General features: G+C 70.9%; 13 protein-coding genes. 8 read left to right on the top strand and 5 right to left on the bottom strand.

Features of this window, described 5'->3' with window-relative positions:
- Together MF672_RS47250 and MF672_RS47245 are read right to left on the bottom strand one after the other, a co-directional pair.
- Positions 1 to 1,323, bottom strand: a complete 1,323-nt coding sequence (locus MF672_RS47250; RefSeq protein WP_242373795.1) for a M20/M25/M40 family metallo-hydrolase — start codon at positions 1,321 to 1,323, stop codon at positions 1 to 3.
- Positions 1,320 to 2,300 carry an Lrp/AsnC family transcriptional regulator gene (locus MF672_RS47245; protein WP_242373794.1) on the bottom strand — a complete coding sequence of 327 codons (981 nt, stop codon included), beginning with the start codon at positions 2,298 to 2,300 and terminating at the stop codon, positions 1,320 to 1,322. Before MF672_RS47245 ends, MF672_RS47250 begins: the two co-directional genes overlap by 4 nt.
- Positions 2,301 to 2,410: 110 nt before the next feature.
- On the opposite strand from MF672_RS47245, the gene MF672_RS47240 reads away from it, so the two are divergent.
- A complete protein-coding gene (locus MF672_RS47240) occupies positions 2,411 to 3,715 on the top strand; it encodes an MFS transporter (protein ID WP_242373793.1) in 1,305 nt (434 codons plus the stop codon).
- Here MF672_RS47240 and MF672_RS47235 read toward each other — a convergent pair.
- Entirely contained in the window at positions 3,712 to 4,161 is a 450-nt protein-coding gene (locus MF672_RS47235; RefSeq protein ID WP_242373836.1) for a gamma-glutamylcyclotransferase family protein, read from the bottom strand. The genes MF672_RS47240 and MF672_RS47235 overlap by 4 nt on opposite strands.
- A gap of 71 nt (positions 4,162 to 4,232) precedes the next feature.
- On the opposite strand from MF672_RS47235, the gene MF672_RS47230 reads away from it, so the two are divergent.
- The 7 genes from MF672_RS47230 (at position 4,233) to MF672_RS47200 (ending at position 14,564) form a co-directional block, all read left to right on the top strand.
- Positions 4,233 to 5,627 (top strand): NAD(P)H-quinone dehydrogenase, encoded by a 1,395-nt coding sequence (locus MF672_RS47230; protein ID WP_242373792.1) that lies wholly within the window; start codon positions 4,233 to 4,235, stop codon positions 5,625 to 5,627.
- A gap of 196 nt (positions 5,628 to 5,823) precedes the next feature.
- On the top strand, positions 5,824 to 8,109 hold the full coding sequence (locus MF672_RS47225; protein ID WP_242373791.1) for a TIM-barrel domain-containing protein: 2,286 nt from the start codon (positions 5,824 to 5,826) through the stop codon (positions 8,107 to 8,109).
- Positions 8,110 to 8,128: 19 nt separating this feature from the next.
- Complete coding sequence (locus tag MF672_RS47220; protein WP_242373790.1) at positions 8,129 to 9,433, top strand: ABC transporter substrate-binding protein; 1,305 nt, start codon at positions 8,129 to 8,131, stop codon at positions 9,431 to 9,433.
- Entirely contained in the window at positions 9,434 to 10,297 is an 864-nt protein-coding gene (locus MF672_RS47215) for a carbohydrate ABC transporter permease (protein WP_242373789.1), read from the top strand. It abuts the gene before it with no gap.
- The gene (locus MF672_RS47210) at positions 10,294 to 11,115 is read left to right on the top strand and encodes a carbohydrate ABC transporter permease (RefSeq protein ID WP_242373788.1); all 822 of its coding nucleotides are present in this window, start codon (positions 10,294 to 10,296) and stop codon (positions 11,113 to 11,115) included. Before MF672_RS47215 ends, MF672_RS47210 begins: the two co-directional genes overlap by 4 nt.
- 10 nt (positions 11,116 to 11,125) lie before the next feature.
- A complete protein-coding gene (locus MF672_RS47205) occupies positions 11,126 to 14,011 on the top strand; it encodes a glycoside hydrolase family 3 protein (RefSeq protein WP_242373787.1) in 2,886 nt (961 codons plus the stop codon).
- 70 nt (positions 14,012 to 14,081) lie between these two features.
- On the top strand, positions 14,082 to 14,564 hold the full coding sequence (locus MF672_RS47200) for a DoxX family protein (protein ID WP_242373786.1): 483 nt from the start codon (positions 14,082 to 14,084) through the stop codon (positions 14,562 to 14,564).
- On the opposite strand, the gene MF672_RS47195 is transcribed toward MF672_RS47200, so the two are convergent.
- Positions 14,530 to 15,270 carry a glycoside hydrolase family 16 protein gene (locus MF672_RS47195; RefSeq protein ID WP_242373785.1) on the bottom strand — a complete coding sequence of 247 codons (741 nt, stop codon included), beginning with the start codon at positions 15,268 to 15,270 and terminating at the stop codon, positions 14,530 to 14,532. The two genes, MF672_RS47200 and MF672_RS47195, sit on opposite strands and share 35 nt — an antisense overlap.
- Complete coding sequence (locus tag MF672_RS47190) at positions 15,267 to 16,034, bottom strand: SDR family NAD(P)-dependent oxidoreductase (RefSeq protein WP_242373784.1); 768 nt, start codon at positions 16,032 to 16,034, stop codon at positions 15,267 to 15,269. Before MF672_RS47190 ends, MF672_RS47195 begins: the two co-directional genes overlap by 4 nt.
- Between the last annotated feature and the right edge of the window lie 35 nt (positions 16,035 to 16,069).

Genomic DNA, 16,069 nt, shown 5'->3' with positions numbered 1-16,069 from the left:
TCAGTAGTTTAGGAGCAGCCTGTCCAGCACCCGTACGCCGAACTGCAGCGCCTCCACCGGCACCCGCTCGTCCACGCCGTGGAACATGGCCGCGAAGTCCATCCCGGCGGGCAGCCGCAGCGGCACGAATCCGAACCCGCGCACCCCGAGGTCGGCGAAGAAGGTCTTGTTGTCGGTGCCGCCCGACATGCAGTACGGGATCGCCCGCGCCGTCGGGTCCTCGGCCTTCAGCGCCGCGATCATGGACTCCACCAGCGCCCCGTCGAACGTCGTCTCCAGTGCGATGTCGTGGTGGATGAACTCGCGCCGCACCTTCGGCCCGGTGAGCGAGTCGATGGTCTTGAAGAACTCCTCCTCGAAGCCCGGCAGGAACCGCCCGTCGACCACGGCCGTGGCCTGGCCGGGGATGACGTTCGACTTGTAGCCGGCGGCGAGCTGGGTGGGATTGGCGGTGTTGCGCAGCGTGGCGCCGACGAAGCGCACCAGCGGCCCGATCCGGTCCAGGACGGGCTGCGGGTCGTCCTCGTCGAACGGGATCCCGAACGCGTCGGCGACCTCGGTGAGGAACTGCCGCACGGTCGGCGTGTACGTCAGCGGCCAGTCGTGCTCGCCGATCCGCGCCACCGCCCGCGCGACCTCGGTCACCGCGTTGTCGGCGTTGAGCATCGAGCCGTGCCCGGCGGTGCCGTCGGCGACCAGCTTCATCCAGGCCAGGCCCTTCTGGGCGGTCTCGATGAGGTAGAGCCGCAGCGACGGGTCCACCTCCAGCGAGTAGCCGCCGACCTCGCTGATGGCCTCGGTGACGCCCTCGAACAGCTCGGGGTGGTGGGCGGTGAGGTGCTTGGCGCCGTACACGCCGCCCGCCTCCTCGTCGGCGACCCAGGCGAAGACCAGGTCGCGGCGGGGCCTGCGGCCCTCGCGGGTGAGCTGGCGCAGCACGGCCAGCATCATCGCGTCCATGTCCTTCATGTCGACGGCGCCGCGGCCCCAGATGTAGCCGTCGCGCACCTCGCCGCCGAACGGGTCGACCGACCAGTCGGCCGCGTTGGCCGGCACGACGTCCAGGTGGCCGTGCACGAGCAGCGCGGGCAGCGACGGGTCGGTGCCCTCCACGCGGGTGATCACGTTGCCGCGGCCCGGCTCGCTCTCCACGTAGGTGGCCTCGATGCCGACCTCGGCCAGCCTGGCCATGACGACCTCGGCCGCGGCCCGCTCGCCGGGGCCGCTGCCGTCCCCGTAGTTGCTGCTGTCGACGCGGATCAGCTCCACGCAGAGGTCGGCGACCTCCTTCTCGGCGGGCGAGGTCGGCTCGGCAGATGTCATGGTGTCTTCTCCAGGGTGAGCAGTCCGGACTTGCGGAGGTGACCGCGCTTGTAGGCGCGGGTGATCAGGGTGAGGTCGCTGTCGGCGATCTCGTCGTAGGCGCCGACGACGCCCGTCATGAAACGGTAGAGGTCCGCCTCGTGGGCCGAGACCACCTGGACGATGAGGGAGTGCGTGCCCGAGGTGGCGGCGCAGTAACGCACGCTGGGGTGCGCCGCCAGCCGCTGCCCCACCAGGTCCAGCGCGTACGGCCGGACCTTGAGCCACAGCATGGCCTCCACCTCCAGCCCGAGCAGCGCGGGCTCGACCTCGGCGCGCGGCAGCAGCAGCCGCCGCTCCAGCAGCGAGGTCACCCGGCGGCGCGCGGTCGGCAGCGACACGGCCAGCCGCTCGGCCACCGCGGTGAAGGCGATCCGGCCGTCGGCGGCCAGCAGCTCGGCGATCTCCTGCTCCAGGGGCGACAGGCCCTCCTCGTCGGGCAGGTCCTCCGGGGGCGGGGCCGGGCTCAGCTCGGCGACCTCCTCCTCGCTCAGGTACGGGGCGTGCCACTCGGCGACGGTCCTGAAGGTGTGCAGCACGACCTGGGTCTGCGTCTGGAGCACCCCGTCGATCGAGCTGATCTCGGTGGACAGCGTGCGGTGCAGGGCCTCGCGGGACGGCGAGACCAGCTCGCAGCCGAGGTCGGCCGCGCCGGTGAGGGCGTAGACCGAGCGCGTGTCGGGCCGGTCGGCCAGCGCCTCGGCGACCTTGCCCGCGGTGCCAGGACGCACGTGCACGTGCAGGTGGGCGGGCCGCCCGTGCCCGGTGCGCAGGTCGTCGTAGATCGTGGTGACCCGGACCTGGCCCTCGGCGATGAGCTTCTGCAGGCGGCGCGCGACCGTGCGCTCGTGCTCGCCGACCACGCGGGCGATCTCGCCCCACGAGGCGCGCGGGCTCACCTGGAGTGCGGCGACCAGGCGCCGGTCGAGAACGTCCACCTGCAAGCGGCTCCGTGTCGGATATGTAAAACTCTGGCCAGATATTTGACTGTTTCGGTCTTCCAACTGCACAGTAAGCCATTACGCACTTGTCAGCAAAGGAGCCATTCGTGGCGACACCCCCTGTGGCGCAATCACCGCTCGGCATCCCCAAGAGCCGGGTCCGCCAGCTCATGGCGGCCAGCATCGGCAACGTGGTCGAGTGGTACGACTGGTACGCCTACACGTTCCTGGCCACCTATTTCTCCGCCCAGATCTTCCCGAAGGGCGCCGGCAACAGCCTGGTGCCGCTGCTGAGCTCGTTCGTGGTCTTCGCGGTCGGGTTCTTCATGCGCCCGCTCGGCGGCCTGCTGGTGGGCGCGTTCGCCGACCGCTACGGCCGCAAGAGCGCCATGACCTTCACCATCGTGCTGATGGGCGCGGGCTCGCTGCTGGTCGGGCTGACCCCCACCTACGAGGCCGTCGGGCTGCTCGCGCCGATCATCCTGACCCTCGCCCGCCTGGTGCAGGGCCTGTCGGTGGGCGGCGAGTTCGCCGCCGCGACCACGTTCCTGGTGGAGTCGGCCCCGCCGGGCCGCCGCGGCCTGTTCTCCAGCTTCCAGTACGTCAGCACCACGATCGGCCAGCTCATCGCCTCCGGCCTGGCGGCGCTGCTGGCCACGGCCCTGGTCGAGGCCGACATGAACTCCTACGGCTGGCGCATCCCGTTCGTCCTGGGAGCCGTGCTCAGCCTCGTCGGCCTGTGGATCCGCAAGGGCGCCGACGAGACCTCCGCCGTGGCCGAGGAGATCCAGCGCGGCGAGGCGGTGCGGCCGAAGATGTTCGAGTTCCTCAAGCACCACCCGCGCTCGGCGCTCACCATCGTCGGCATCACGATCGCCGGCACCGTGGCGTACTACACCTGGACCAGCTTCCTGCCGACGTACGCGCAGATCACCGTCAAGTTCGACAAGGCCGACTCGCTCCAGATCGGTACGATCTGCCTGGTCTTCTTCATGATCCTGCAGCCGCTGCTCGGCATGTTGTCGGACCGGATCGGGCGCAAGCCGATGCTGATCACGTTCGGCCTCGGCTTCCTGATCCTGCCCGTGCCGCTGCTCGGGCTGCTCAGCGACTCCTACGGCAGCCTGCTCGCCGTGCAGCTCGTCGGCATGGTGTTCCTCGGCTGCTTCACCTCGATCTCGGCCGCGGTGAACTCCGAGCTGTTCCCCACGCGGGTGCGGGCGGCGGGCGCGGGGTTCCCGTACTCGCTGACGGTGGCGCTGTTCGGCGGCACCGCGCCGCTCATCGGCACCGCGCTGCAGGAGGCCGGCAACCCGGGCGCGTTCCCGTGGTACATGTCGGCGCTCGCGCTGATCTCCACGCTGGTGTACGTCTTCGTGCTGCGCGAGACCAAGGACCAGCCGCTGCGCTAGCCGAACGAGGTGCAGGGGCGCTCCCGCAGCTCCTTGACGTAGTCGTCGGGGGCGCCCGCCCGCTCGGCCGCCTCGGCCAGGCTGCCGAGGTAGCGGGCCGTGGGCAGGCCGCCCTCGTAGCCGTCGAGCACGTAGAACCAGGCCAGGACGTCGCCGTCGAGGGTCTGCACCCGCAGCCGCACCTTGTGGTAGGCGCCGCGCACCGCGCCCTCCCACTGGTCGAGGGAGGTCTCCTCCCACTCCGGCACGTCGTAGAGCACGACGAACACGTGCTCGTCTGGGTCTTCGACGATCGTCGCGAGCGCGCCACCCCAGGCCGGGTCGTGGCCGCCGAACGTCAGCCGCCAGCCGGTGAGCCAGCCGTTCCCCCTGATCGGGGAGTGCGGGGCGCGCATGGCCATCTGCTCGGGATCGAGATTGCTGCCGTAGGCGGCGTACACAGGCACAGCAGCCAAGACTAGCGCCTGAGAGGCCGACCCGTTCGATGTCACGGCTGAGCATGGGCGAGAATGGATACGTGACGAGGATCGTGATCATCGGTGGCGGACCAGGCGGCTACGAGGCGGCGCTGGTGGCCGCCCAGCTAGGCGCGCAGGTCACGATGGTCGAACAGGACGGGCCCGGCGGCGCCTGCGTCCTCACCGACTGCGTGCCCTCCAAGACGCTGATCGCGACCTCGGTCCGCAAGCAGGCGCTGCACGACGCGCCGTCGCTCGGCATCTCCTTCGACGGCGGCGCCGACCACGACGCCGGCGCGGTCGGCGTCGACCTGCCGCTGGTCAACAAGCGGGTCAAGGAGCTGGCGCAGGCGCAGTCCGCCGACATCGCGGCCCGCGTCGAGGCCGAGGGCGTCGAGATCATCAAGGCCCGGGGCCGGCTGGTCGACCCGCAGGTCGTCCGGGCGGGCGACCGCACGATCCGGGCCGACGTCGTGCTCGTCGCCACCGGCGCGACGCCGCGCGTGTTGCCCGGGGCCGAGCCCGACGGCGAGCGCATCCTCACCTGGCGCCAGCTCTACGACCTGGAGGAGCTGCCCGAGCACCTGATCGTGGTCGGCTCGGGCGTCACCGGCGCGGAGTTCGCCGGCGCCTACCGCTCGCTCGGCGCCGAGGTCACGCTGGTCTCCAGCCGCGACCGCATGATGCCCAACGAGGACGCCGACGGCGCCGAGGTGCTCGAGGAGGTCTACCGGCGGCGCGGCATGAACGTCATGGGCCGCTCCCGGGCGGCCGGCGTCAAGCGCACCGCCGACGGCGTCGTGGTGACGCTGGAGGACGGTCGCACGGCCGAGGGCACGCACGCCCTCATGACGGTCGGCATGGTCCCCAACACCTCCGGCATCGGCCTGGAGGAGGCCGGCATCCAGCTCGACCGGGGCGGCTTCATCAAGGTCGACAAGGTCTCGCGCACCTCCGCGCCCGGCGTGTACGCCGCCGGCGACTGCACGGGCGTGCTCATGCTGGCCTCGGTCGCCGCCATGCAGGGCCGCATCGCGGTGTGGCACGCGCTCGGCGAGGCGGTGCAGCCGCTGCGCCTGGCCACCGTGGCCTCCAACATCTTCACCGACCCCGAGATCGCGGCCGTCGGCGTGGCGCAGCGGGCCATCGAGGCGGGCGAGATCGAGGCCAACGTCGTCAAGCTGCCGCTGGCCACCAACGCGCGGGCCAAGATGCAGGGCTTCAACGACGGCTTCGTCAAGCTGTTCTGCCGCCCGCACACCGGCATCGTGCTCGGCGGGGTGGTGGTGGCGCCGCGCGCCTCCGAGCTGATCCTCGCGGTGTCGGTGGCGGTGCAGCAGCGGCTGACCGTCGACCAGCTCGCCCACACCTTCGCGGTCTACCCGTCGCTGTCCGGCTCGGTCACCGAGGCGGCCCGCCGCCTGATGCAGCCGCAGACGGCCTCGGGCATCTAGACCCCCGCTCCGCGAGCGCGACGAGGCAGGGCCCGTCGCGCCCGTCGTGCTGCCCGGGGGCGTCCGCGCCCGGGCGGTGGCCTCGGACGGTCCGCTGTCGTGCGCGCCTGAGGACGGCCGCCGTCAACCGTTGACGTTTGTTGGTATGGGCACCAAACTAACTCACGAGTTGGCGCAGCCGTTCGAAGGAGCTTCCATGCCCTATCGCCCCCCCTTGGTCGCGCACGAGTACTTCGTGGCCGACCCGCCCGAGCTGCCGGTACGCGAGCGAGGCGAGGGCGGCCTGTCGGCGGTCACCGCGGCCGAGCTGGTCGCGGCCGACGGCGCGGAGGTGATGCTCAAGGCGGTCACCTCCGCGGAGGAGACGCTGGTCGTCCAGGTGGGCGTGGCGGGCGAGGGCGTGATCCGGGTGCGGCTGTCGGAGGACGCGGCGGCCCGGCCACGCTCGGCGGCGGCCATCGCGCTGGTGAACCCCGGCACGTACTCAGGGGCCCGTGCCGGGGTGACACCGGGTGAGCCGATCGTGATCGACGCGGGCCCGCTGCGGGCCGAGATCCGGCTCTCCCCGTGGCACCTGCGCTTCACCGACGCCACCGGGCGCACGCTGGTGGAGCAGGACCGCGGGCACACCGACATCAGCGGCCGGCTGCGCACCCTGCCGTTCGGCCGCTCCAGCGCGGGCGGGACCGCCGTCGCCTATCACGAGAGCTTCGCCGCCGCGCCCGACGAGTGCTTCGCCGGGTTCGGCGAGTCGTTCACCCGGCTCGACAAGCGCGGGCAGCGGCCGCTCATGTGGAACTTCGACGCCTTCGGCGCCGAGTCGCAGCGCGCTTACAAGAACGTGCCCCTGTACGTCTCCAGCCGCGGCTACGGCGTCCTGCTGGACAGCGGCGCGCCGAGCGAGTTCGACGTGTGCCAGTCCACGCACAGCGTGGTGCAGATCGTGGTGCCCGACGACGTCATGGACTACTACGTGATCGCCGGGCCCACGCCGCCCGAGATCCTGGACCGTTACGACCGGCTGACCAGCCGCCCCTCGCTGCCGCCGAAGTGGGCGTTCGGCACCTGGATCTCCTCCGGGTTCTGCGTGGACAGCCAGGAGCGGGTGCTGGCGCGGGCGCGCACGATCCGCGAGCGCGGGATCCCGTGCGACGTGCTGCACCTGGACACGTACTGGCAGAGCGACGGGCACTGGTCGGACCTGCGGTGGGACCCGGTGAACTTCCCCGAGCCCGAGCGGATGCTGGCGGAGCTGCACGCGATGGGGTTCCGGGTGTGCCTGTGGATGAACCCGTACGTGTCGCACCTGAGCCCGGCGTTCGAGGAGGCGGCCGCCGCCGGATATTTCCTGAAAAATCAGCAGGGCGAGCCCTACGTCGCCGACTGCTGGCACGGCTCCTTCCCCGCCTGCGGCATCGTCGACTTCACCGACCCGGCCGCCGTCGCCTGGTTCCAGGGCCTGCTCCGCGACCTGCTGCGCCAGGGCGTGGACGCCTTCAAGACCGACTTCGCCGAGGGCGTGCCGGCCGACGCCGTCGCCGCGAACGGCATGACCGGCACCGACCTGCACAACGTCTACACCCTGCTGTTCAACGACGCCGTCGCCGACGTCACCCGCGAGGTCAACGGCCACTCGCTGGTGTGGGCGCGCTCGTCGTACCTGGGCGGGCAGCGCCACAGCGCCCAGTGGAACGGCGACACCTACACCAGCTACGCCGCCATGGGCAGCACGATCAGGGGCGGCCTCGCGCACGGCCTGTCCGGCGTGCCGTTCTGGAGCCACGACGCGGGCGGCTTCACCGGCCGGCCGAGCGACGACCTGTACGTCCGCTGGACCCAGTTCGGCGCCCTGTCGCCGCTGGTGCGCCTGCACGGCACCACCACCCGCGAGCCGTGGGAGTTCCCGGCCGTCGAGGAGCAGGCCGTGGCCGCGCTGAAGCTGCGCTACCGGCTCATGCCCTACCTCTACTCGGCGGCCGTCGAGTCGGCCGCCACCGGCGCGCCGATGATGCGCGCGCTCTGCGTCGACTTCCCGGACGACCCGGTCGCCTGGCAGGCCGACCTGGAGTACCTGTTCGGCCGCGACCTGCTCGTCGCCCCCATGACCTCGCCCGAGGGCGTCCGCCAGGTGTACCTGCCGCGCGGCGCGTGGGTCGACTACTGGACCGGCGAGACCCTGGACGGCGGCCGCTACGTCGAGGTCGCCAAGCCGCTCGACCAGATCCCCCTGTTCGTCCGGCACGGCGCGCTCATCCCGGTCGCCGGCGCGGGCGGCACCGTGGACGTGCCGGCCGAGATCACCCTCGTCGCCTTCGGGGGCGGCGACGGCACCACCAGCGTGCACGACGAGGACGGCGTGACGTTCGCCGTCGCCACCAGGCACGGCGACGAGCTGCGCGTCGCCGTCACCGGCCCGAAGCGCGTCACCGCGGTCGAGATCGCCCCGGTGGCCGGAGCTCCCGTCCGGGCCGTCATCGAGTAACACCCCCCTTGGAGGGATCATGGTCAGATTGAGAGGCGCCGCGGCGCTGGCCGCCGCGGTCCTGGTCCTGTCGGCCTGCGGCTCGGGCGCGGAGACCCCGCCGTCGGCGTCGGCCGCCCAGCCGCGCGTGCTGAAGCTCTGGCACTACGAGACCCCCGACAGCGCCATGGGCAAGGCGTGGGCCGAGGCGATCAAGAAGTTCGAGGCGTCGCACCCCAACGTCACCGTCAAGTTCGAGTCCAAGGGCTTCGAGCAGATCCAGAAGACGGCGAGCATGGTGCTGAACTCCGACGAGGCGCCCGACATCATGGAGTACAACAAGGGCAACGCCACCGCCGGCCTGCTGTCCAAGCAGGGCCTGCTGACGGACCTCACCGAGGAGGCCGCCAAGCGCGGCTGGGACAAGCTGCTGCCCGGCGGCCTGCAGACCACCGCCAAGTACGACGACCGCGGCGTCATGGGCTCCGGCAACTGGTTCGGCGTCCCGAACTACGGCGAGTTCGTGATGGTCTACTACAACAAGGACCTGTTCGAGAAGCACAAGGTGCCGGTCCCGGCCACGTTCGAGGAGTTCACGGCGGCCCTCGACACGTTCGTCAAGGCCGGGGTGACGCCCATCGCCAACGCCGGCGCCGAGTACCCCGCCCAGCAGATCTTCTACCAGCTCGCGCTGACCAAGGCGCAGAAGCCATGGCTGGCGGCGTACCAGTCGTACCAGGGCAAGGTGGACTTCCACGGCCCCGAGCTGACCTACGGCGCGCAGACGTTCGCGGACTGGGTGAAGAAGGGCTACATCGCCAAGAACTCCTCCGGCCTGAAGGCCGAGGACATGGGCGTGGCGTTCATGAACGGCAAGTTCCCCATGATGATCAGCGGGAGCTGGTGGTACGGCCGCGTCGCCTCCGAGGTCAAGGACTTCGAGTGGGGCCACTTCCTGTTCCCCGGCGCCACGCTGTCGCCCGGCTCCAGCGGCAACCTGTGGATCGTCCCCGAGAAGTCGAAGAACAAGGACCTGGCCTACGACTTCATCGACATCACCATGAGCAAGGACATCCAGAACCTGCTCGGCAACTCCGGCGGGCTCCCCGTGGCCGCCGACCCGGCCGCGATCACCGACGCCAGGAGCAAGGAGCTGATCGAGACCTTCAACAAGCTCACCAGCACCGACGGCCTCGCCTTCTACCCGGACTGGCCGGCGCCCGGCTACTACGACGTCCTCGTGGCCGGCGTCCAGAACCTCATCAACGGCAGCAAGACGCCCGCGCAGGTGCTGGACGAGATCGCCAAGCCGTACGAGGACAACCTCCAGGACATCGGCAACTAGATGAGGGTGCGCACGCGGGGGTACTGGCTCTACCTGGCCCCCAGCCTGGTCCTGTTCGTGGTCGTCGTCGTCGTGCCGTTCCTCATGAACGTGGGGGCGAGCTTCACCCGCTGGTCAGGGGTGGGCACGCCGCGCTGGATCGGCTTCGACAACTACGCCCGGCTGCTGCGGGACGAGCGGTTCTGGCAGTCCTTCCAGCACAACGTGGGGCTGATCGTGGCCATGGCCGTCGTGCCGACCGCGATCGGCCTCGTGCTGGCCTCGGCGCTGTTCGACTACGTCGCCAAGCGGTTCGGGACGCGCACCGCCGCGACGCTGCGCGCGATGTACTACCTGCCGCAGGTGCTGCCGGTGGCGGTGGCGGGCGTGGTGTGGGGCTGGATGCTGCACCCGTCGTACGGCGCCGTCAACCAGATCTTCCACCTGGACCTCGACTGGCTCGGCGATCCCGACCTGGCGCTGGCCACGGTGATGGCGGTCATGGTGTGGTTCCAGCTCGGCTACCCGGTCGTGATCTTCATGGCCGGGCTGCAGCGCGTCGATCCGGCCTACTACGAGGCGGCCGAGATCGACGGGGCCTCGTGGTTCCGCAAGTTCTGGCACATCACGATCCCGCAGATCCGGCCGGAGATCTTCGTGGTGCTGCTGACGTGCACGATCGCGGCGCTGAAGGTCTTCGGGCCGATCTTCGTGCTGACCAGGGGAGGACCGGGCAACGCCACCATGGTGCCGTCGTACTTCTCGTACCTGAACTTCTTCCAGAAGAGCAACGTCGGGTACGGCTCGGCCGTCGCCACGGTGCTGGCGCTGATCATCATCGTGGTGACGTTCCTGTTCCTGCGCGTGCAGGAGCGTGCGCAGTGAGGGGGCCGGGGCGCTGGGCGGTGCTGTTCGCGCTGGCGGTGCTGGCGGTCGTCATGCTGTTCCCGTTCGCGCTGGTGGCGATGAACGCGGTCAAGTCGCCCGCCGAGTACAGCACGCAGGGGCCGCTCAGCCTGCCGGACGGGCTGTACCTCCAGGGGCTGGCCGACTTCTGGACCCGGGTGGACTTCGCCGGCAAGCTGTGGAACAGCCTGGTCATCAGCGTGTCGGTGGCGGTGTTCGCCGTCGTGCTGTCGGTGCTCAACGCGTACGCGCTGGGCATCGGCCGGATCAGGGGCCGGCTGTCGATCCTCGTGCTGTTCCTGGTGGCCAACACGCTGCCGCAGGAGGCGCTGGCCTACCCGCTGTACTACCTGGCCAAGGCCGCCGGCCTGTACGACACCCAGCTCGCCGTGATCATCGTCATGACCGTGATCCAGGCGGCGTTCGGCACGTACCTGCTGAGCGCGGTGCTGGGCCAGTTCCCGAAGGAGATCCTGGAGGCGGCGGCCATCGACGGCGCGGGGCGGCTGCGCGCCCTGTGGCAGATCGTGGTGCCGATCAGCAGGCCCACCCTGAACGTCCTGCTGATCTTCTTCTTCATCTGGACCTGGAACGAGTTCTTCCTGCCGCTCATCTTCCTCATCTCCAACGACACCCAGACGGTGCCGGTCGCGCTCGCCGTCCTCCAGGGCGAGAAGTTCATGGACGCCACCATGTCCAGCGCCTCGGCCCTGCTCGGCATCGTCCCGGCGGTCGCCTTCTTCCTGATCTTCCAGCGCACGCTGACCCGCGGTGTGACGGTCGGCGCCATCAAGTGACGGAGTGCCCATGCGTTCACGTGTCCCGTTGTTGGCCGCCCTCACCCTGGCGGCCTCGCTGCTCGCGGCGCCGCCCGCCGCGCAGGCGGCCGGCTATCCCTTCCAGAACCCGCGCCTGCCCCTGGAGCAGCGCGTGGACGACCTGCTCGGCCGGCTCACGCTCGACGAGAAGCTGAGCCTGCTGCACCAGTCGCAGGCGGCGATCCCGCGCCTCGGCATCGCCTACCACAAGAACGGCACCGAGGCCCTGCACGGCGTGGCCTGGTCGAACGACCTCAACGACGGCTGGAAGCAGAAGTTCGCCTCCGGCACCGTGTTCCCGCAGGCCGTGGGCCTGGCCAGCACCTGGGACCCGGCCCTGATCAGGAAGGTCGGCTCGGCCGTCGGCGACGAGGCGCGCGGCTACAACGCGGCGAACCCCACGCTGTGGGGGCTCCAGGTGTGGGCGCCCGTGGTGGACCTGCTGCGCGACCCGCGGGCGGGCCGCAACGAGGAGGGCTACTCGGAGGACCCGTACCTGACGGGGGCCGTCTCGACCGCGTACGGCAAGGGCCTGGAGGGCGACGACCCCTTCTACCTGAAGACCGCCCCGGTCCTGAAGCACTACCTGGCCTACAACAACGAGACCGACCGCGGCGTCACCTCCTCCAACCTGACGCCCAAGCTCAAGCACGAGTACTACGAGCAGGCGTTCAAGGCGGCGATCTCGGCGGACGCGGCGACCGGTGTCATGGCCTCCTACAACCTGGTCAACGGCCGCCCGAACCACGTCAACCCGGACCTGGACCAGGTGGTCCGCTCCTGGACGGACAAGACGCTCTACAACGTCAGCGACGCCTGGGGCCCGCACGCCCTCACCGACCTCGAGCACTACTACGACACCAAGCCCGAGGCGTTCGCCGCCGTGCTGAAGGCCGGGCTCGACAGCTACACCATCGACGACAGCAACACCGGCCCGCTGGTCACGAACCTGCGGGCGGCGCTGGACCAGAACCTCATCACGGTGCCGGACGTGGACCAGGCGGTGCGGCACGTGTTGTCGATCCGCACCAGGCTCGGCCACTTCGACCCGGACGGCGGGCCGTACAAGAAGATCACCCAGGACGTGATCAACAGCCCGGCGAACCAGAAGCTCAACCGGGAGACCGCGGCCAAGGCCGCCGTGCTGCTGCGCAACTCGGGAACGCTGCCGCTGGCCAGGCCGAAGTCGGCGGCCGTGGTCGGGCCGCTCGCCGACCGGCTCCACCGTGACTGGTACGCGGGGCAGCTCCCGTACCAGGTGACGCCGCTGGCCGGGATCAAGGAGCGGGTGCCGGACGTCAGCACCGGGCAGGGGCTGGAGCGCGTCGCGCTCAAGCACCTGGCCTCCGGCAAGTACATCACCGCCACCGGCACCGGCCCCGACGACAACGCGGCCCTGCTCGACACCGCGCCGACGGCCGCCTCGCAGTGGGACCTGACCGACTGGACCGGCGGCGTGTCCACGCTGCGCAACGCGGGCAACGGCAAGCTGCTCGGCGGCGACTGGCGCTCGCTCGACACCGACGACGCCGAACCCGACGGCTGGTACGTGCAGCAGCAGTTCGCCCTGGAGCGCCAGGACGACGGCAGCTACCTCATCCGCTACGCGGGCTACGAGACGGTCGAGGGCTGGTACGCGCTGCCCGACCCGTACGTGACGGTCACCGCCGACGGCGCGCTCGCCCTGGCCCCCAAGGCCGAGGCGGCGAGGTTCGGCAAGGAGGTCGTCTCCGACGGCGTCGCCGAGGCCGCCGCGCAGGCCGCCAAGGCGGAGGTCGCGGTCGTGGTGGTGGGCAGCCACCCGTTCGTGTCCGGGCGCGAGTTCCACGACCGCCCGAACCTGCAGCTCGGCGAGGGGCAGCGGCGGCTCATCGAGGCCGTGCGCAAGGCCAACCCGAGGACCGTGGTGGTGCTGGAGACCAGCTACCCGGTGATCGTGGACGCCCCCACGCTGCTGTGGACCACGCACGCGGGCGCGGAGACCGGGCACGCCGTCGCCGACGTGCTGTTCGGCGACGTCAACCCGGCGGGCCGGCTCACCCAGACCTGGCCCGCGAGCGACGCGCTGCCGAGCAGGTTCGACTACGACCTGACCAAGACCGGGATGACGTACCTGTACGGGAAGGACAAGCCGCTCTACGCCTTCGGGCACGGGCTGAGCTACACCACGTTCGGCTACCAGGGGCTCAAGGTGCAGGGCGACCGGGTGAGCGTGCGGGTCACCAACACCGGCCGGACCCGCGGCGACGAGGTCGTGCAGCTCTACACCCACCAGCGCGAGTCGCGCTTCGTCCAGCCGGTCAAGCAGCTCCGCGGCTTCCAGCGGATCACCCTGAACCCGGGCGAGAGCCGGACCGTCACCTTCCCGCTGAAGCGCTCGGACCTCGCGGTCTGGGACCACACGCGGGGCCGGTGGGTGGTGGAGAACGCCACGCACGACGTCCTGGTGGGCTCGGCCTCCGACCGGATCCGGGCGACGGGCGCGCTGCGCGTCGCGGGCGAGACCGTCCCGGTGCGCGACCTGGCGCGGACCACCCGGGCGATGGACTTCGACGACTACTCCGGCGTCGTGTTCGCCGACGAGACGAAGGTCTCCGGGGAGGTCGTCGAGGGCTCGGCGGGCGACTGGGTGTCGTTCGCGAAGGCGTCCTGGGGCTCGCGCCTGACGGCGTCGGTGGCGTCGGTGAACGGCGGGGCGTTCGAGGTGCGCTCGGGCTCGCCGGCCGGCCCGCTGCTCGGCACCGTGGAGGTGCCGGCCACCGGCGGGATCTATCGGTACGGGACGGCGAGCGCGGCGGTGAAGGCCGGCGCGGGCACCCTGTACCTGGTCTTCAAGGGCGATCTGCGGCTGAAGGACGTCACGCTCGCGCGGTAGCCCACCGAATTGGATAGTGTCACTATCGAGTATGTGAGATAGTGGCACTATCCAATCTTGGGAGGCTGTGATGACCGTCCTCGTCCTGCTGGCCGCCACCCTGGCGTTCCGGCTGCTGGGCGCGCTCGGCGTGTCCCGTTTCGCCACATGGCGGGTCAGCGCCGCCCACGGGCTGGCCGTCATGCTGGTCATGACGGCCAGTGCGCACTTCGTCCCGGCGGGCGTGACCTTCATGCCGAACCACGCCGACATGGTCGCCATGGTGCCGCCGTTCGTGCCGTTCCCGGCCTTCGTGGTCCTCCTGACCGGCGTGCTGGAGCTGGCGGGGGCCGCCGGGCTCGTGCTCGAACGCTTCCGGCGGCCCGCCGGCGTCTGCCTGGCGCTGCTGTTCCTCGCCATGCTCCCGGCCAACGTGCACGCCGCGCTGAACGACGTCACGTTCGGCGGCGAGCCCGCCACGCCGCTGTGGCAGCGCGTCCCCGAGCAGGTCCTCTACATCGGGATCGCGCTGTGGGCGGCTAGTGAGCCCAGCCGCGTACGTAGTCCACGGTGAACTCCTTCGGGTACGTGCCCGAGCCCGGGCGGAACTCGTAGACGTTGAGCATGAGCTGCATCGGGTAGGCCGGCGACTGGCGCACGGTCCGCACATGCCGGCCGTCCACCTCGAAGGACACCTGGTCCGGCGTCCAGTCGGCGGCGTAGACGTGGAACTCGCGCGCGTCGATCGGCAGCTCCTCCACCGTGAAGTCGTCGGTGATCGACGGGTCGCCGAAGGGGTGCACGCCCATGCCGACGCGCGCGCGGTCCGGGCCGACGTCCCTGCCGAAGATCTCGGCGACGCAGATCTCGGCCGAGCGCTCCGGCGCGTCCTCGTAGCCGATGAGCCAGAGCGCCACCATGCAGTCGGGGTCGTCGAGGGCCCGGGCGCGCATCTCGATCCGGCCGTAGCGGGGGGTGTAGAGCCGCTGCGCGGGCTGCTCCTCGCGCACCCGCAGGCCGCCGCGCCCGTGCTGGCCGACAGTGCTGCCGAGCGGGCCGGCGTACAGGCCGGTCTGGAGGGACGACACCCGCAGCTCGCCCTCCACCTCCGGCAGCCACGGCGGCTGGTCCTCCTCGATGCGCAGCCGCAGCAGGCCGCCGCCGAGCCGGTAGCGGGCCCGCGCCGCCTCCCTCCCGCTCCACTGCGGCAGGTAGTACGGGATCCACTTGCTCTCGTCGAGGCGGTCGCCGTCGAAGGTGTCCTCGAACTCGGGCCTCATCGGACCGTCCAGCCGCCGTCCACGACCAGCGTGTGGCCGGTGACCAGGGACGCGGCCGGGGAGGCCAGGAACAGCACCGCGCCGGCCACGTCCATGGGCTCGCCGATGCGGTGCAGCGCCGCGACGCGCTCGATCACGTCCGCCTCGAACGCCGGGTCCGACAGCGCCGATTCGGTGCCCGGCGTGCGGATGAAGGTGGGCGCGACGTTGTTGACCGTGACACCGTGCGGGCCCCACTCGACCGCGAGGCAGCGGGTCAGGTGGGCGATCGCGGCCTTGGTCATGCAGTAGACGGACTCGCCGGGCAGGGCGACCTCGCCGGCCTGGGAGCCGACGTTCACGATGCGGCCGGAGCCCTGGCGGATCATCGCCCGGCCGGCCGCCTGGCTGGCCAGGAAGGTGCCCTTGAGGTTGACGGCGAGGGTGCGGTCGAAGTCCTCCTCGGTGACGTCCTCGGCCGGGTTGCCGGGGGCGACGCCCGCGTTGTTGACCAGGATGTCGAGGCGGCCGAAGCGGTCGAGGACGGCCTGCACGGCCGCGCCGATCTGGGCCGGGACGGTCATGTCCATCTGGAGGGGAAGGGCCTCCCGGCCGAGCGCGGTGATCTCGGCCGGCAGCCCGCCGTCGCTCCCGGCGTCCCGCAGGCCCAGGGCGACGTCCGCGCCGGCGTTCGCCAGGGCCAGGGCGATGGCGTGGCCGAGACCCCGCGCCGCCCCTGTGACCAGGGCGACCTGGCCGTCCACCCGGAAGTCGGGATAGTGCATCCTGCGCTCCTTAATTCGTTGTACATCCAAACTAT

The sequence above is a fragment of the Actinomadura luzonensis genome, assembly GCF_022664455.2.
In the GTDB taxonomy this organism is placed as follows: Bacteria; Actinomycetota; Actinomycetes; order Streptosporangiales; family Streptosporangiaceae; genus Nonomuraea; species Nonomuraea luzonensis.
Note: the sequence above shows the minus strand (reverse complement) of the source record. Positions and strands in the feature narration are given on the sequence as shown.

Excerpts from the sequence above, each read along its gene's own strand:
- MF672_RS47250 (WP_242373795.1), bottom strand. The coding sequence starts at position 1,323 with ATGACATCTGCCGAGCCGACCTCGCCCGCCGAGAAGGAGGTCGCCGAC.
- MF672_RS47225 (WP_242373791.1), top strand. The coding sequence starts at position 5,824 with ATGCCCTATCGCCCCCCCTTGGTCGCGCACGAGTACTTCGTGGCCGAC.
- MF672_RS47220 (WP_242373790.1), top strand. The coding sequence starts at position 8,129 with ATGGTCAGATTGAGAGGCGCCGCGGCGCTGGCCGCCGCGGTCCTGGTC.
- MF672_RS47215 (WP_242373789.1), top strand. The coding sequence starts at position 9,434 with ATGAGGGTGCGCACGCGGGGGTACTGGCTCTACCTGGCCCCCAGCCTG.
- MF672_RS47205 (WP_242373787.1), top strand. The coding sequence starts at position 11,126 with ATGCGTTCACGTGTCCCGTTGTTGGCCGCCCTCACCCTGGCGGCCTCG.
- MF672_RS47200 (WP_242373786.1), top strand. The coding sequence starts at position 14,082 with ATGACCGTCCTCGTCCTGCTGGCCGCCACCCTGGCGTTCCGGCTGCTG.
- MF672_RS47195 (WP_242373785.1), bottom strand. The coding sequence starts at position 15,270 with ATGAGGCCCGAGTTCGAGGACACCTTCGACGGCGACCGCCTCGACGAG.
- MF672_RS47190 (WP_242373784.1), bottom strand. The coding sequence starts at position 16,034 with ATGCACTATCCCGACTTCCGGGTGGACGGCCAGGTCGCCCTGGTCACA.